Source organism: Dyella amyloliquefaciens, from assembly GCF_004296575.1.
Lineage (GTDB): Bacteria > Pseudomonadota > Gammaproteobacteria > Xanthomonadales > Rhodanobacteraceae > Dyella > Dyella amyloliquefaciens.
In genome coordinates this window covers 143,429-159,249 of the sequence record NZ_SAYT01000002.1, presented here as the reverse complement: position 1 = coordinate 159,249, position 15,821 = coordinate 143,429, and the positions used below count along the sequence as shown (strand labels likewise).

The window sequence follows — 15,821 nt, the reverse complement described above, 5'->3', positions numbered from 1 at the left end:
GCGGTCGATCGCCTGGTGAGTTGTGCCCTGCAAGGCAAGGAATGGATATGACCCGGATTGCATTCATCGGTGGCGGCAACATGGCGCAGAGCCTGGTCGGTGGCCTGCTGCGCACCGGCGTCGCCGCCAGTTCCCTCAGCGTGGCCGAGCCCCATGCGGAGACACGGCAGAAGCTGGAAGCCACGTTCGGCGTGACCTGCCATCAGGAAAACCGCGCGGCCGCCGCCGACGCGGACGTGCTGGTGCTGGTGGTGAAGCCGCAGGTAATGCCGCTGATCCATGGCGAGCTGAGGGAAACGCTGGCCGTGCGGAGGCCCCTGGTGATTTCCATCGCGGCCGGCGTCCGCATCGATCAGCTCGAACGCTGGTTTGGCCACGACCTGCCCATCGTTCGCTGCATGCCCAACACCCCAGCGTTGATCGGCGCCGGAGCGACCGGGTTGTGCGCCAACACCAAGGTGAGCCCCGAGCAGCGTGCGCAGGCCCAGCAGCTGATGGACGCGGTAGGGCTGACTCGCTGGATGGATGACGAGGCGCTGATGGATACCGTCACGGCGATCGCGGGCTCCAGCCCGGCCTATTTCTTTGCCATGGTCGAAGCATTGGAAGAGGCTGCCGTCGCGCAGGGGATGCCGCGCGACGTCGCCCGATCACTGAGCGCCCAGGCCTGCCTGGGTGCAGGGCGCATGCTGGTCGAGAGTGGCGAGGATCCAGCGCTGCTGCGCCAGCGCGTGACCTCGCCCAAAGGAACCACCCAGGCCGCGCTGGAGAGCTTCGCTGGCGACCACTTCGACCAGGTCGTTGCCCGTGCGGTCGCCGCCGCCACGCTTCGTGGCGGTGAACTGGCAGCCGAGTTGGATGAGGGCATTTCCGGTAGCTCGCCGGTCTCATCCGCTGAGACCTGAGTGCCGCAAGCTGGGGGCGTCGACGCGGCGCGGGGGAAATCTTCGCCGTTTCGTCGGCGCTTCGCCGGCAAGCAGTGAACCTGGCCCGTTCCACGGTTAAGCTTGCCGCCCCCCATTCATGCCCTCTCGAATCACCCGATGAATCTCCGCACCATTACGCTGTTTGCCGCGCTCGCCTGCGGCCTGGCTTCGCCTGCCGCATGGGCCGGCAAATCGCCCACGCACGCCGTGCGCGTCGGCTCCTACCGCGTCGAACGCGATGTGAAGCCCGGCCGCAACAGGGTAGTGGGTACGCTTTCCAATACCGGCCGCGTGCGGGTTCACACGGCACGAGTCAGCTTCCGCCTGTTCGATGCCAAGGGGCGCGCGATTGGTCGTGCGACCGACGAGGTGCACAACCTCAAGCCGGGGCAGACGTGGAAATTCCACGCCCTCGCACGAGGCAACGTCAGCCGCGCACGGCTGCTAAAGGTCGAGGCGCAATAAGCGCTGACGGGGCATCTGTACGCGGCTCGTGACGCTTCCGTTGCCTGGTCTGGTAGCGCGGAGCGGCGCATCCGCCTGACGCAAATTTTTTGATTCTGTTTGGATCCAGGTCAATGGAGTGACCTCGGGCTCTCCTTATGCTCGGGCGCTTTCGTGCCCCATCGATAGGGATCCCTATGCTCAAAGTACCTCGCCTGCAGCCCAAAAGGTCCGAAACCATCGGCGTGAGACTGACGGTTTCGCGGGTGTCCGATGGCGCCATCGAGGTGGCCGTGAGCACGCCGGAGCGCCTCAAGGTAAGGCAGCCGGCCGAGCGTGGCGGGCGTGCAAAACCCGCAGCCGCTGCGCGCGTGAAGAAGCTCGGCGGAAAATAGCGCGTCGAGATGGATTTCACCTGAGCGTCGATAACATCGACTGCCGTTGTCGGGCAGCCTGCCGGGCGTGATGCCGCGGCTGGATCGAGTCACGCGACCACCTGTCTTCCTGTTCCTATGAATTCGATCAAAGCCTATATGGCTGGCCCTGATGTGTTTCTGCAGAACGCCCAGGAAAAAGCCGATGAAATACGCGCGCTGTGCCTACGGTACGGCGTGGAGTCGTTGATTCCTGCCGACAACAACGAGCCTGGGGATGAACCAGGGGCTCAGTCTGAAGAGGCTCTGTCGCTGCGGATCTTCCGGAAGAATGTCGCCCTGATCGATCGAGCCGATCTGGTGTTTGCCAATCTTGAGCCCTTCCGGGGACCTTCGGCGGATGTCGGTACGGTGTGGGAGATCGGATACGCCTTTGCGCAAGGAAAAAGGGTCTTCGCCTACTCATCGATGGCGTCCCATTATCTGGCCCGGGTCAGCCCGAAAAAGCCCGTTCAAGGAGCGGACTGGGTTGATCAGGAAGGCATGCTCATCGAGAATTTCGGCTTGTTCGACAACCTCATGATTCACCACTCGCTGGACGGACTTTATCCGGATCTATCATCGCTGCTGTCCTCCCCGGAGGTTCAGGGTTATCTGCGATCTGCCGGGGATGGCTGCGGCCAGGAGGCCTGAGCATTTGCTGCGCAAGAGAGATCCGTCGACCTTGATTCGTCCACGCATGGGATGCGAGGGGCGTCGATGTCGGATACGCAACACCCCATCACGCCCATGTTTGCTTCGGAACGGGGCGCCATCCGTCGGGGTGATGTGCCAGGTCCGACTATCGAATCAGGTTGACTCGGTCGCCGCGCCCTTGAACGTCACGACAAGCACATCGCGAAAGGCGGGCTCGTTCGGAGTGAGCGGGCGCACCGGCGTCACGCCGTGATAGACGCTGTGGTCATCGATCAGTGCGGCATCCAGCGGATGCGTCAGCGTGAAGTCCCCCAGCTGTCGCCCATCCGGCGTGTGGATGGTGGTCGTGCCACTGGCGATGTTCTGGCGGTTCACCAGCAGGACGAGCACATGGTCCACGCCATCGCGATGGCTTCCTTCCGGCGTGGGCTCGCCGGCCGTGTCTGCCGTGGCCTCGATGCGAAACTGATGCACCTCGATGTGCCAGCGGTGTGCAGGTGGTGCCACCTGGCCAAAGAGTTGCTGGCAGAAGCGGAGGATGGTGTGCAACGTGATACTGCCGACGATGGCGTCGGTGACCGGCGCGAACCAGCGCTGGATATCGCCTTGCAGGACGTTGTACTGCAGGCTCTGGAAGTGCGCCTGATGAGGCTGAGGTGTCACCGGACCATCGGCGGTGGCCGAAAACGTCGCGTGGCGCCTGCGGCGAAACCGTCCCTTGGCGGCCAGATAGGCATCGGGCTCCAGCTGGTTCCAGCTTTCGACAAAGCTGTCCCAGTCTGTCAGCTCACCCGCCGAGGCGAGCAGTTGCCGCATGTCGTCGCCGTGTACGAAGGCAAAGCCGGGTGAGCGCACCTGGTCGATGATGGTCTGGAAAAGCGGGCTGGCTTGGTTGTGCATGGTCCCATCATAAGTAATCGCGGGCATCGAGGCGGCATGTTGCGCATTGATGCCTGCGCCCAGGTTTCATGGGGCGGACTCATGCGCCAGGTGTTGCGCCACCTTTGGGATGGCAGTCGCCATCATGTTCGTGAGCATCCTCGCTACCAGAGTCGCGTGCGCCTGGCGGGTGGAAGAAACATCGGGTCGCCTTCCTTGACCTTGAAGGCTTGATAGAACACGTCCTGGTTGGAAGCGGCGCCGATCACGCGAAAAGGATCCGGCGCGTGGGTGTCGGCCAGTGCCTGCGTGATACCCGCCGGTGTCTTGATCGGCTCCGATGCCCAGATTCGCGCAAAACCCAGGAAGAATCGCTGCGCGCCGGTGAAGCCATCGAGTACCGGCGCCGGTTGATGCTGGAGTGAGATGAGGTAGGCGTCGTAGGTGATCGCGAGGCCGGAGTTGTCGGCGATGTTCTCGCCGATGCTCAGTTCACCGTTGAGGTGCTGGCCGGGCGCCACTTCGTAACCGTTGTATTGATCGATCAATGCATGTGCGCGGCGTTCGAATTCGGCACGGTCTTGAGGCGTCATCCATTCGACTCGCTTGCCGAGGCCGTCGTACTGGCTACCCGCGCGGTCGAAGGCATGGGTCAACTCATGGGCAATGAAGAAGCCCAGCCCTCCGTAGTTGACGGCATCGTCGGCACCCGCCTGGAAATAAGGTGGCTGCAGCAGCGCGGCCGGCAGCACGACCTGATTGCGACTGACCGAGTAGTAGCCGTTCACCGATTGCGGCGACATGGTCCACTCTTCGCGGTCGACGGGGCGGCCCAATTTGTCGATCTCGAGGCGAGCCAGCAGCGCACGCGCTCGCATCCAGTTTCCGACTGCGTCGGTGGGGCGGGTCACCAGGCTCGAATAGTCGCGGATGTGATCCGGTGCGCCCATGCGTATCACCAGGTGATCCAGCTTGGACAGGGCGCCGTGCTTGCTGGTGTCGCTCAACCAGTCGGAAGCCTCGATGCGCTGACGGAAGGCCGTGATGACATGGTCGAGCACGGTGCGCGCCCGCGCCTGCGCTTCGGGCGGAAAATGACGCTGCACGTAGAGCTGGCCCAGTGCGTCACCCATGGCGTCCTCGAGCACGCCCATGGCGCGCAGCCAGCGCGGTCGACTCGCCGTGGTGCCGTACACGGTTCCACTGAAGAAGCGATCGGCCTCGTCGCGATAGGGTTGCGGCAGGAAGCGTGCGAGATGGTCGATCAGCCGTAGTCGCAGGTAAGCGCGCCAGGTGGGAACAGGAACTTGACTGAGGAGCTTGCCGTACTTTGCGAAGTAGTCCGGTTCGCTGACGTTGAAACGGGTGACGGCCGCAGGTATGCCGATGCCATCCGCAAACAGGCTGAGGTCCATCCCGGGGAAGGTCGAGGCCAGTTGAGGGCGGCTTTCGCGATGCGAGGTGGCGCCGGGCACGCGCGTGGCGACCTGCGTCCACTGCGCCCTTGCCATCTGGGTTTCGAGTGCCACCACGGCGCTGGCCTTCGAGGCGGCGTCCGCAAGCCCGGAAAGTGCCAGCACGCGTTCGGCATGGCGCACATAGGCGTCGCGGACGGTCGCGAACCGAGGCTCCGCGCTCAGGTAGTAGTCCCGCTCGGACAGGCCAAGATCGGACTGGACGAAGTCGGCGAGGTAGCGATGAGGATCTTCGTCATCGGGATGCACCCAGGTGCCGATGCCCACGTCCAGCCCCTGGGCGGAGAGCATCGCGATGATCTTCAGGACATCGTCGGGCGTGGCAGCGGCATCGATCCGCGCGAGATAGGGCGCAAGCGGCTGCAGGCCGGCCGCGTCGATGCGCGCGGTATCCATGTAACTGGTGTAGATGTCCGCCAGCTTGCGCTCGTTGGCGGTCGCGCCCGATGCGCTCGCCAGTCCTTGCACGTCCTTGTCCAGCGCCTCATAGATGCCGAGTTGCAGCTCCCTGCCTGCGCTCCAGCCCGGCATATAGGCGGGGCCTTTGACGCGCTTGATCCAGCCGCCCACGGCGAACTGATAGAAATCCTCCTGCGGCGCAACATGGCGATCGATGTCGGCCTCGGCGACGCCGGACGGTGGCTCCGATCTGGGCGCGGCCATGGCACTGGACGTGATGGCGCCGAGGCAGAGCAGGGCCGAACGCAGGAAGAGCCAACGCATCGCCAATCCCCCTAAATATGTTCAATGAAACGTAACATGTGACATATAAGGGTGCAAGGCGGAGAGTTTCCGGCTAAATTCCAGACATGAATGACTTCATCCACTCCCAGGGTCTCATCTTCCTTCCGCACGTCCTGAGGCGGCTGGCAAACCGTTTCATCGATACCTGTGATGACATTTTTCCGGAGCTGGGGCTGTTGGTTCCCCCGCGCCTGGTGTCGTCGGTGCATCTGTTGTTCGAACGCGGCCCCCAGTCGATCACGGACATTGCGGCGGCGATCGGACAGTCCCACCCGTTCGTCATCAAGGCGGTAAAGCAGCTCAAGGCACTCGGGCTGGTCGATACGCGCTCCGACCCGAAGGACGGGCGGCGCACCATCGTGAGGCTGACGTCCAAGGGAAAGAGCCAGGCACAGCGATTGCTGGACGTGCGGCCAGTTTTCGAGGCGGCGTATCGCCGGCTGATGCGTGAGGCCGATGCGGAGATATTCGAATCGCTCTGGCGTCTCGAGGACGCGCTCGGCAAGAAGGATTTTTCGGACCGCATCGCCGCAGAGCGAGGCGGTGATTCCGCTTGATCATCGGAAGCCTGTTTTGCCTATGCCTGGCCGGATCCACGCACCCAGCCGTAGGGCTGCGTGACGCCTTGCCACAGCCACCTCATGCTGTCCCGCAGGGGTGGGACGTGAGATGATGTCTGGAGCCTACTCCAGGCTTGGTTGGGGACGCAGTTGATCCGTCGAAGGACACCACTACGGTTGGTTGCATGGCTGGCTATCGCCGCCATGTGGCTGCTGGTGGCTGCGCCTACGATCTCCCGGACGCTGCCTGCGACGGATGCCTGGCCTGAGCTGGGCGCCTGGTGTACGGGGCACGGACTCGACCTGCATCATCCTTCCGCGCCAGACGCCCCGGCGCTGCATGCCGACGAATGCGGCTACTGCGCACTGCTCGGGCACAGCCCGCTGTTGACGGGCGCTGCGCTCGCCACGCCTGTTGCCTTCGTGTTGCCGGCGCTTGCTCCGGTGGGCGAGGCGGGCTGGCACTGGCGGCCCTTGCCGCTGCTGAGTGCGAATCCACGCGGGCCGCCGCAGGCCTGACTGCAAACGCCAGACTGGATGGCGCGCCACGGCGCGTGATGGATCCCGTATCGGAAGGCTGTTCGTAAATGCTGGCATGCGTCGCGCTGGATGCGCGACGCTGGTTGCCGCGCATGCGCGATGGCTTGCAGCTATCCCGGTATCGCCCTGCGTTGCCGGTGACCCAAGGATGTCCTGCCATGTGTTGTTCTTTTCTGCGTAGCGCGCTACTCGGCTTGCCGCTGAGCGTGCTCGCTTCTTCCATCGCACTGGCCCAGAGTGGGCCGGCCGCCGATGGTCCCGACGTGGTCGATGGTCAGGTGACCAGCCTCGGTGCGGTCCGCGTGACCGCCGATACGCCGGCGCTCGCCGCTCCCGGCTTTCCGTCCACGGCGGTCAATATCCCGATCGAGCGCGTCGAGGCGACCATCAATGCCGTCGACGTGGAGGATGCCGCCAAGTACCTGCCGAGCATCTTCATCCGCAAGCGCAACTACGGCGATACGCAGCCGGTGCTGGCGACCCGCACCTGGGGTGTGAACTCCAGCGCGCGCACGCTGGTATATATCGATGACATCCCGATCTCGGCGCTGGTCGCCAACAACAACACGATTGGCGCGCCGCGCTGGGGCATCACGTCGCCCGACGCCATCGACCACATCGATATGCTCTATGGACCGTTCTCGGCGGCGTACGCGGGCAACTCCATGGGCGGCGTGATGCGCATTGTCACGAAGATGCCGGACAAGACGGAAGTCACCATCAAGCAGACCGAGGCGGTGCAGTCGTTCGATCTGTACGGTACGCACGGCAACTACAGCACCAGCCAGACCACGCTCACTGCCGGCGGACGCAACGGCGACCTGGGCTGGTTCTTTGGCGCCAACGCCGCGAACAGCTTCAGCCAGCCGCTGTCCATGATCACCGGCACCTCCACGCCAGCCGGCACCAGCGGCACGGTCCCCGCGCTCAACAAGCTGGGGCAGGTCGCCAACGTGTACGGCGCGGGTGGCCTGCTGCACACGCGCATGCTGGACCTGAATGGCAAGCTCACTTACGACATCACGCCGCAGTGGCGTGCGACCTATCTGGTCGGCTACTGGAGCAATCACGGCGAGTCCGGGGTGGATAGCTACCTGACCAATGCGTCCGGCGCGACCACCTACGGCAAGATGGCCGGATTCGCCAGCAACACCTACGACCTCAGTGCTCACCACCTGATGCAGGCGCTGTCGCTCAAGTCCGATACCAAGGGCGACTACGACGGTTCCTTCGTCCTGACCCACTACGACTTCCTGAAGGACAGGCAGTGGTCGCCGGCAGGTGTCGTCAGTGGCACCGACTTCACCACCAATGGCCGACTGGCCAGCTACGACGGCACGCAATGGACGACGGTCGATGCGACCGGCTTCTGGCGTCCACAGGGTTACGGTGGCGCACACGAAGTATCGATCGGCGCGCACGCCGATCAATACGAACTCAACAATCCAACCAGCAATCTTGCGGACTGGCAGGATCCATCCAGCCGCACAACGCTGTACTCGTCGGGGCGAGGCAAGACCCAGACGCAGGCGCTGTGGATACAGGATGCCTGGCAACTCGCTCCGGCGTGGCTGCTGACGCTGGGTGGGCGTTACGAGTGGTGGAAGGCGAGCGACGGTTACAACTACAGCGGCAAGACTGCGGTGAGCCAGCCGGAGGAGAAGGCGGATGCGTTCTCGCCGAAAGCTACCTTGCAGTGGAGCGTGACGCCGGATTGGCGTGTGACCGGCTCGCTCGCCAAGGCCGTGCGTTTTCCCACTGTAGGCGAGCTGTACCAGCTGGTGTCCACCGGCTCGACCTACAGCGTGCCCAATCCCGACCTGAGGCCCGAGACCGTGCGTAGTGGGGAGCTGGCCGTCGAGCACGCGATCGACCAGGGCTTGCTGCGGCTGTCGCTGTTCCAGGAAAACACGCGGCAGGCGCTGATTTCGCAGACGTCGACGCTACCGAACGTGGCAGTGCCGGTGACCTACGTGATGAACGTGGGCGAGCTGCGCAATCGTGGCGTGGAGCTGGTGGCGCAGAAGGACAACGTGCTGGTGAAGGGGGTGGAGCTTTCCGGCAGCATTACCTTCGTCGACTCCACCATCCTGTCCAACGACAGTTTCGTCAGCTCCGCAGGCACCACGTCACAGGGCAAGCATGCGCCTTACGTGCCGCGTTGGCGCGCCACTGCAGTGGCCACTTACCGACCCGACGAGGCCTGGGCCTTCACCCTGGCGGGGCGCTACAGCGGCAAGCAGTACTCCACGCTCGACAACACCGACAACACCGCCCATGTGTTCGGCGCATTCGACAGCTTCCGGGTCTTCGACCTGCGCGCGCATTACCAGATCAACGATCATCTGGCGGCTTCGTTCGGCGTGGACAATTTCACCAACGAAAAGTACTACCTCTACCACCCGTTCCCGCAGAGGACGTATATGGCGGACTTGAAGCTGAGCCTGTAAGCCGTGCCGGCCTGACGCCCGGGGGATTGAATCCGGGCGGTCGGGAATCGGTGCGCCCATGCAGGGGCGAAGAAAGGCTAATCGAGCAGGATCGGCTCATGCCTGCCTGGCAGGCGTACCGAGTAGCCTTTCCCGGTGAGGCAGGTTTCAAGCGAGCGCATGCCGCGCTCATATTCGCCGTGGACGAGGAATACGCCCCGGCGTGGCTGCGGGCCGAGCCACGCCACCAGCTCATCGCGCCCCGCATGCGCGGAAAAACCGTTGATGGTCCAGATTTTCGCGTTGACGGCGATGTCTTCGCCGAAGATCTGTACGCGTCGCGCACCATTGACGATGGTGCGGGCCAGCGTGCCTTCCGCGGCATAGCCGACGAAGACGATGCTGCTCTTTTCCCGCCACAGGTTGTGGCGAAGGTGATGGCGAATGCGTCCGCCGTTGCACATGCCTGAGCCTGCCATGATGATCGCGCCGCCCTCGATGCGGTTGATCGCCATAGAGTCGGAGGCGTCGCGCGAGAAGCGCAGGTTCGGCATGGCGAACGGATCGTCACCTCGCAGCACCTCGATGAACTCTGCATCGAAGCATTCCGGGTGGCGTCGGAAGATTTCGGTGGCGGAGATCGCCATCGGCGAGTCGAGGAAGACTGGCGTATGCGAGGGGATGCGTTGCTGCCGCATGCCCTGGTGCAGGTAGTACAGCACTTCCTGGGTGCGCTCCAGCGCAAAGGTGGGAATGATGACGTTGCCGCCGCGGCCCAGGGTGGAGCTCACCGCCTCGTAGAGTTCGTTCACCGAATCGGGCAGGGCCCGGTGGTCGCGGTCGCCGTAGGTGCTTTCCATGACGACGAAGTCGGCGGGCGGTGCCGGCGTGGGATCGCGCAGGATGGGGCGCCCCGGACTGCCGAGATCGCCGGAAAACAGGATGCTGCGCACCTGTTCGCCATCACGGAGCTGAAGCAGGATGCTGGCCGAACCGAGAATATGGCCCGCATCGAGAAATTGCGCCTGGATTCCGGGCGCGACGTCGACGGTTTCTCCGTAGCCCACCGGGTCAGCAAACAGCTCGAGTGCGTTGAAGGCGTCCTCCAGCGTGTAGAGCGGCGGCTGGGTCGCTTCGTTGCGGCGACGGCTGCTGCGTTCGGCGCGGGCGGCATCCTCTTCCTGCAGGCGCGCTGCGTCGAGCAGCACGATGCGGGCGAGGTCGCGCGTGGCCGAGGTGGCGAGGATCTGGCCGCGGAAACCTTCGCGCACCAGGCGTGGAATGCGTCCCGCATGGTCAAGGTGGGCATGCGTGAGCAGCAGGGCGTTCACCTGGCCCGGCTCAAAGCCAAAAGGTTCGGCGTTCGCCTGCTCCTCTTCCCGTGAGCCCTGAAACATGCCGCAGTCGATCAATACCTGGCTGTCGCCGCATCGGACCAGATGGCAGGAGCCGGTGACCTGTCTCGCCGCGCCGTGGCAGCTGTAGAACATCGACGGGGGCATGACTGGCGCTCCTCAGTGATACGTGGCACACGTCGCCGGGCGATGCCTGGCAGCCCGCGAGTGGGAATGGCGTCGGACGGTCAGTGCTGCATCAGTATTGGCACGTTGATGTGTTGCAGGATATGGCGCGTGGCGCCGCCGAGTACGCGCTCACGCACACGCGAGTGTCCGTAAGCCCCCATCACCAGCAGGTCAGCTTTCGCGGATTCGGTTTCACGCTGGAGGGCCGCACCTGCCTCGCCTGGCGTTGCATGTACTCGGTGGATACGGGTCTTGATGCCGTGATTGGCGAGATAGGCGGCAGGGTCGAAGTGGGGCGTGTGCTGCTGCTCGTCCTCGTAGGAGGGCGACTCGCCATCCAGCAGCAACACGTCGCTGGCTGCGCGTGCAAACGGAAGGGATGCATGGATGGCGCGGATCGACTCGATGCTTCCGTTCCAGGCCAGGGCAACGCGCTGCATGCGCACTGGCCCGGACCACGCGGGCGGCAGCAGCAGGCAGGGCGTCCGGCAGGTGAGCAGCACTTCGCCCAGCACATCGAACGCACTGTCTGAGTCGATCATGTCGCGCTCGAACACGATGAGGTCATGCCAAGCGCCCAGCTGTCTGGTTGTCTGGGGAATACCGGAACTGGCCGCCATCCACGAGGCCCGGTGCACGCCGGACTCGCGTGCCATGGCGAGGAACGCGTCACGATCTGCTGCGTTCTCATGCGGGACGTCGAGCAGCAGGGCGATGACTGAAGGGTCGGGATCGCCACCATGAAGCATGCGCAGCGATGCATCAACGTAACAACCCGTGAGCCTCGCGTCGAATGTCGCGGCGAGTGCCGCGGCAGTGATCGCGGCGGGGCTCCAGGGTGAAGTGGATGTCACCAGCGCCAGAACGTCCGTGGGCGCACCGGCCAGCGGTTTCGAGGAAAGTGTTGCACTCATGGCGATGGCATCGGCAACTCGAGCGTGTGGATGACTTGCGATGGGTCTTCGGGATCCAGTCGGCACTGGAAGCCCAGTGTCGACGCCAGCCTGCGCATGGCCAGGTTGCTGGCCGCGTCGATCGAAACCATGTGCCTGAACCCGTGGCGTTCGGCTTCGTCGATCAGATGACGCATCAGCAGCACGCCCAGCCCCAGGTGTTGCCATGCGTCGGCAACCGTAATCGCGCACTCGCAGGCGCCCTCGTCCAGTGTGGCGCAGTAACGGGCCACCCCGATCTCGCGAAGCTCGCCTTCGACACGTACCAGGGCGATGAATGCCAGGCGTCGGTCGTGGTCGACGTCCATCATCTGGTCGATGAGCGCCTCGCTTGGCTGCTTGAAGTCGCACAGGAATCGCTGGCGTCGCGTTTCCGGGGACAAGTTGCGTATGAAATCCGTCTCCAACTGGCGATCGTCGGCACGCAACGGGCGGATCAGCACGGGTGCTCCGTTGCGCAGGACCTCGTGGTACTCCGCGAAGGCGTTCAGGCGTGCCTTGCCCAGGGTGCAGGGGACAAGGCGGATCTCGGGGGCATGGGTAGCAAAGGACATAAATCCTCCTGGCAGATGATGATTCGCCAGGCCGGGCTCCATGTCCTGGCGGTTATTGCGGTTGGCGCGACTGCAAAGAGGGCATTCGCACCCATGTCGGGCGAGCGGACCGAATCAACCGCCCGCCATGTTCATTGGCAGACCAGCACGGGAACTTCGCTGCCCAGCAGGACCTTTTGCGTTTCGCTGCCTAGCAGGAGGCGCGTCATGCCGCGGCGCCCATGCGAACCCATCACGATCAGGTCGCATTGCTTCGCCTTCGCGACGCCAAGGATGGTTTCGTTGGGGTGCTCGCCAAAGTCCGCTTCGCCGGCGAAGGGGACGCCGGCGGCCTCCGCCAGTGCCTGGATGTCCGCGAGGTATTGCTGGCCATCCGTCTTGGCCTGTTCGTTGTAGGCGAATTCTGTGGCGGCCAGTAACGCACCCATGTACGCAATGGTCTGAAAGGGAGGAATGACATGCAGGACCGTTATCCTGGCCTGGCACAGCTTGGCCAGTTCGATGGCCTTTTCGGCGGCGCGCCTGGAAAGATCGGAGCCGTCGATCGGAATGAGGATGTGCTTGAACATGGATGCCTCGCTGCAAGCCGCGCCAGCGGCGAAAGGAAATGACATCTAGCGTCGCCTATGCCTTGTGCAACGCCTGTCATGACGGTGCCTGTAGTCAGCGTAGTCCTGTGGCAGACGGGCAGGGCACCCTGGCGTCAATCTGCCGCACGGAAGGAAAGCGTTTGGCCATCCGTGTGCACATTGCGCAAACAGTCGCTGTTTAGACTGGATAGGGACAGGCCAAGGGAGGCGCGGCGATGTTTCAGAGCATCCTTATTCCGGTCGATGGATCCGAGCATGCCTTGAGGGCGGTGGACGCCGGTGTCGAACTGGCCGGTCGGCTGCGGGCAAGGGTGTACGGCCTCCATGTCGTACCGCCGTTGCCGGCCATTTCGTATGTGGCCGAACTGATCCAGTCACGCGATTCGTACAGCGACCTTGCCAAGGAGCGGGCACAGAGTTACCTCGACGAGATCAGCAAGCGGGCCGCCGCCGCAGGCGTGCCCTGCGAAACCGAATTCGTGTTCGATCTGCGGCCCTACGTCGCCATTGTCGCCACGGCGGCAAAGCATCATTGCGACCTGATCGTGATGGCCTCGCGCGGACACCAGGGTATCGAGCGCGTATTGCTGGGCAGCGTCGCGCACAAGGTGATGATCAGCTGCGACGTGCCCGTCCTGGTCTGTCACTGAGGCGGGGTGGGGCAGGGACGACCGCCGGGAGGCGCGATGCGACTTCGCCGCCGGCGGGGCGGGCGATCTCTGTTGCGTCGCAATATGCAAATCAGATCTGATCGGCGGGCGGCACGAGGCGGTGCTTCACCTGGATGGCATCCAGCCGTTCGCATACCCAGCCGTGATCATCCGGTCCGGCGTTGTCCTGGACGGCCTGGGCAAGCTTGTTGAAGGCATCCCAGAAGTCTGCCGCATGGGGCTTGCTGCTCTCCAGGCCGGGAATGAAGTCATCCAGTGCATCGAGCATCTGATTGAGTTCGGCGTGTGACTTGGCCATGGGTCCAGCCTACACCTCGTGCCGATGAATTGGGCGCGAAAGCCTTAGCCAAAGGGTCACAGCCGCTTAACGGCCACGCAGGCAGCTTAAATATCCCACCTCCGACGAGCGGTGCGCATCATGGAACGGGACCGCGAAAACGACCTTCTTTCCCGGGCTTGCGATGAGCTGCTGGAGCAGAATGCCTTGCTGCAGCAGGAGGTCGAGTTGCTTTGCGCCCAGCTCCGCCGGTATCCGGCCGGGGAAACGCAGATCCGCGAAGCGCGTCGCCAGATGGAAGAGCTGACGGAATCCTCGCGCGGCCACACGCCGTTCCCATCGATGGCCGGCCTGGAGGCTGGTGCCTATTAGGGCGCATCCGCGGTTGCCGGCCTGCAAATTCCACGTTGTCGATGCTCCGCGTGCGTGTGGATGCACCGTCGTGCGGACCATCCACGATTTCGCTTAGCGCAGGGCGCGGCTGCGGACACTGCGTGTGGCGCGGGTCACGCGGATATCGTCCGATCCGCGAACGACATGGACGTCCGGCAAGGTTCCCAGGTAAGTGAGGAACGCTTCCGTGTCCCGGGCATGGAAGTGGCCAGAGATGCGCATGGCAGCGATGGAGGCATCTTCAATTCGCAGCGGCTGGGTGCTGTATGCATTGAATCGTCGCGCCACGTCGGCCACGGTGCATCGCTCGAAATGAATATCGGTCGGCAGCCAGGCGGTGCTCAGGCCAAGATCGGCGTGATGATCGATGAGATCCAGCGAGCCATCGCGATGCATGCTGGCCTGTTGTCCAGCGCCCAGGTCGGCGATGAGCTGACCATCGGCAGCGAAGTTTGCGGAGGTCCCGGCATCCTGCTCCCGCTGCCATATCTTCACCCGGCCGCTGACGACGGTTACGTTGCCGCCATCGGCCGACTGGTGCGCGTCGAACACGGTGCCGATGTCCTCAAGCACATTGGCCCCCAATTGCACGTGCAATGGGCGCGTTGCGTCATGACCGATATCGAACAGCGCACCGCCGCGTAGCATGCCAAGGGTTCGCTGCTGCGCATCGAACCGAACGGCGAGCACGCTGTCCCGATCCAGTTGCACCAGGGTGCTATCGGGAAGCGTGACCCTGCGAACTTCGGTCGGACCCGACGCGTACATCGTCCAGGTGCCAGGCCTCGGCGTCATCGCTGCGGCCGCTCCGACGGTCAGCACGATGAGTGTGGCGATGGCTTGCACAACCCAGCCATGCAGGCGGTGTCGGAGCAGTGTCGTTGGTAAGGTCGCGGCGGACTGGGTTGTCATGCGAGGTGGATTCACGGTGTATCCGCTCAAGACCACCCCTGGGTCCGGCGCACTTGGCGGTTGCAGTGCTGCCGTGGTGGCGAATTCACTGGAGCGCACGGATGGGGCGCCAGTGAATTCGTTTCAGCGATGACGCTAGTGCGCCTTTGTGACCGTTGCGTGAATCATTGAGGCATTACGCCGGGCTTTCGTGAAAGAGCCGTGACGGTCAATGCGTCGCGCGTAACGAATCTGAGCATCCGGTGCGGTTGATGCCGATCGAGGACTTACGTTCCTGCTCGTGCGTGAGGCACATTCGATGGGCCGGTTCCGGCCGTTCTCGCGGTGGTGCCGGCTTCGCATGATCCAATGCATTTCGGACCAGGGACCAGCTAAGGAGGGAATACTCATGCAGCACACAGGAAGTCGTCGCTTCGTACGTCTCGTTGCCGCAGGTCTGGTGGTCATGGCGCTGGCGTCAGCCAATGTCATGGCGGCAGGAGGCTTGCCCGCCTCCGGATTGGGGCAGTCATGGCCCAATGCCACGGACGTCAGTGCAAGCCCGCGTTGGCATGTCTATGTCTTCGAAAGGAATGGTGTCCGCTACGTGCAAATCAACGATCTCGGCGGAAAGGTGCGTGCCGCGTTCGCCAGCTCAGGCGGAAACTTCCTTGCGTTGCCACTGGGCGTGGATGCCACGCGACTGGCTACGCCCGAGGAGCCGCTGGTGGCGTCCGGGCAGACGCAAGGAGATATCGTCTATCAGGACGCGAGCACCAGGGTGCTGGTAGCGCCGCAGGCCGACGGCACGGCCCGCGTCTATGCCGCCAATGGAGACTGCAAGGATCCGATCGAGTGCAGTTCCCGCATCCAGTAAGACGCGATCAGGTGTAACACCAGGG

Annotated in this window: 18 protein-coding genes; 10 read left to right on the top strand and 8 right to left on the bottom strand. The window is 63.7% G+C overall.

The window, feature by feature from the left end:
* Positions 1 to 47: 47 nt before the first annotated feature.
* From proC to EPB08_RS05335, 4 genes are all read left to right on the top strand, one after another.
* Entirely contained in the window at positions 48 to 905 is an 858-nt protein-coding gene (proC, locus tag EPB08_RS05345) for a pyrroline-5-carboxylate reductase (RefSeq protein ID WP_130618052.1), read from the top strand.
* A 138-nt stretch (positions 906 to 1,043) separates the two neighbouring features.
* A complete protein-coding gene (locus EPB08_RS05340) occupies positions 1,044 to 1,391 on the top strand; it encodes an FxLYD domain-containing protein (protein ID WP_130618051.1) in 348 nt (115 codons plus the stop codon).
* A gap of 224 nt (positions 1,392 to 1,615) precedes the next feature.
* Positions 1,616 to 1,765 carry a hypothetical protein gene (locus EPB08_RS21020; protein WP_165418411.1) on the top strand — a complete coding sequence of 50 codons (150 nt, stop codon included), beginning with the start codon at positions 1,616 to 1,618 and terminating at the stop codon, positions 1,763 to 1,765.
* 117 nt (positions 1,766 to 1,882) lie between these two features.
* Complete coding sequence (locus EPB08_RS05335; RefSeq protein WP_130618050.1) at positions 1,883 to 2,437, top strand: nucleoside 2-deoxyribosyltransferase; 555 nt, start codon at positions 1,883 to 1,885, stop codon at positions 2,435 to 2,437.
* A 156-nt stretch (positions 2,438 to 2,593) separates the two neighbouring features.
* On the opposite strand, the gene EPB08_RS05330 is transcribed toward EPB08_RS05335, so the two are convergent.
* Both EPB08_RS05330 and EPB08_RS05325 read right to left on the bottom strand, forming a co-directional pair.
* The gene (locus EPB08_RS05330; protein ID WP_130618049.1) at positions 2,594 to 3,340 is read right to left on the bottom strand and encodes a 2OG-Fe dioxygenase family protein; all 747 of its coding nucleotides are present in this window, start codon (positions 3,338 to 3,340) and stop codon (positions 2,594 to 2,596) included.
* Positions 3,341 to 3,483: 143 nt separating this feature from the next.
* Positions 3,484 to 5,517: a M13 family metallopeptidase gene (locus tag EPB08_RS05325; protein ID WP_130618048.1), complete on the bottom strand. Its 2,034-nt coding sequence runs from the start codon at positions 5,515 to 5,517 to the stop codon at positions 3,484 to 3,486.
* An 86-nt stretch (positions 5,518 to 5,603) separates the two neighbouring features.
* Here EPB08_RS05325 and EPB08_RS05320 point away from each other — a divergent pair, with 86 nt between their 5' ends.
* From EPB08_RS05320 to EPB08_RS05310, 3 genes are all read left to right on the top strand, one after another.
* Positions 5,604 to 6,095, top strand: a complete 492-nt coding sequence (locus EPB08_RS05320; protein WP_130618047.1) for a MarR family winged helix-turn-helix transcriptional regulator — start codon at positions 5,604 to 5,606, stop codon at positions 6,093 to 6,095.
* Positions 6,096 to 6,275: 180 nt separating this feature from the next.
* Positions 6,276 to 6,617: a DUF2946 domain-containing protein gene (locus EPB08_RS05315; protein ID WP_130618046.1), complete on the top strand. Its 342-nt coding sequence runs from the start codon at positions 6,276 to 6,278 to the stop codon at positions 6,615 to 6,617.
* 179 nt (positions 6,618 to 6,796) lie between these two features.
* A complete protein-coding gene (locus EPB08_RS05310; protein ID WP_130618045.1) occupies positions 6,797 to 9,088 on the top strand; it encodes a TonB-dependent receptor in 2,292 nt (763 codons plus the stop codon).
* Positions 9,089 to 9,165: 77 nt separating this feature from the next.
* Here EPB08_RS05310 and EPB08_RS05305 read toward each other — a convergent pair whose 3' ends face one another.
* From EPB08_RS05305 to EPB08_RS05290, 4 genes are all read right to left on the bottom strand, one after another.
* Complete coding sequence (locus EPB08_RS05305) at positions 9,166 to 10,569, bottom strand: MBL fold metallo-hydrolase (protein WP_229238232.1); 1,404 nt, start codon at positions 10,567 to 10,569, stop codon at positions 9,166 to 9,168.
* Positions 10,570 to 10,649: 80 nt separating this feature from the next.
* Positions 10,650 to 11,504: a universal stress protein gene (locus EPB08_RS05300; RefSeq protein WP_130618044.1), complete on the bottom strand. Its 855-nt coding sequence runs from the start codon at positions 11,502 to 11,504 to the stop codon at positions 10,650 to 10,652.
* Entirely contained in the window at positions 11,501 to 12,097 is a 597-nt protein-coding gene (locus EPB08_RS05295) for a GNAT family N-acetyltransferase (RefSeq protein ID WP_130618043.1), read from the bottom strand. Before EPB08_RS05295 ends, EPB08_RS05300 begins: the two co-directional genes overlap by 4 nt.
* A gap of 131 nt (positions 12,098 to 12,228) precedes the next feature.
* Positions 12,229 to 12,666, bottom strand: a complete 438-nt coding sequence (locus tag EPB08_RS05290) for a universal stress protein (protein ID WP_130618042.1) — start codon at positions 12,664 to 12,666, stop codon at positions 12,229 to 12,231.
* 236 nt (positions 12,667 to 12,902) lie between these two features.
* Here EPB08_RS05290 and EPB08_RS05285 point away from each other — a divergent pair, with 236 nt between their 5' ends.
* Entirely contained in the window at positions 12,903 to 13,337 is a 435-nt protein-coding gene (locus tag EPB08_RS05285; RefSeq protein ID WP_130618041.1) for a universal stress protein, read from the top strand.
* A 91-nt stretch (positions 13,338 to 13,428) separates the two neighbouring features.
* Here the strand turns inward: EPB08_RS05285 and EPB08_RS05280 are convergent, their stop codons facing one another.
* Positions 13,429 to 13,656 carry a hypothetical protein gene (locus EPB08_RS05280; RefSeq protein WP_130618040.1) on the bottom strand — a complete coding sequence of 76 codons (228 nt, stop codon included), beginning with the start codon at positions 13,654 to 13,656 and terminating at the stop codon, positions 13,429 to 13,431.
* Between the two features lie 120 nt (positions 13,657 to 13,776).
* Here EPB08_RS05280 and EPB08_RS05275 point away from each other — a divergent pair, with 120 nt between their 5' ends.
* Positions 13,777 to 14,007: a hypothetical protein gene (locus EPB08_RS05275; protein ID WP_130618039.1), complete on the top strand. Its 231-nt coding sequence runs from the start codon at positions 13,777 to 13,779 to the stop codon at positions 14,005 to 14,007.
* 93 nt (positions 14,008 to 14,100) lie between these two features.
* On the opposite strand, the gene EPB08_RS05270 is transcribed toward EPB08_RS05275, so the two are convergent.
* On the bottom strand, positions 14,101 to 14,970 hold the full coding sequence (locus EPB08_RS05270) for a FecR family protein (protein ID WP_130618038.1): 870 nt from the start codon (positions 14,968 to 14,970) through the stop codon (positions 14,101 to 14,103).
* Positions 14,971 to 15,328: 358 nt separating this feature from the next.
* Here EPB08_RS05270 and EPB08_RS05265 point away from each other — a divergent pair, with 358 nt between their 5' ends.
* Positions 15,329 to 15,796: a hypothetical protein gene (locus tag EPB08_RS05265; RefSeq protein ID WP_130618037.1), complete on the top strand. Its 468-nt coding sequence runs from the start codon at positions 15,329 to 15,331 to the stop codon at positions 15,794 to 15,796.
* The last annotated feature ends 25 nt before the right edge of the window (positions 15,797 to 15,821 follow it).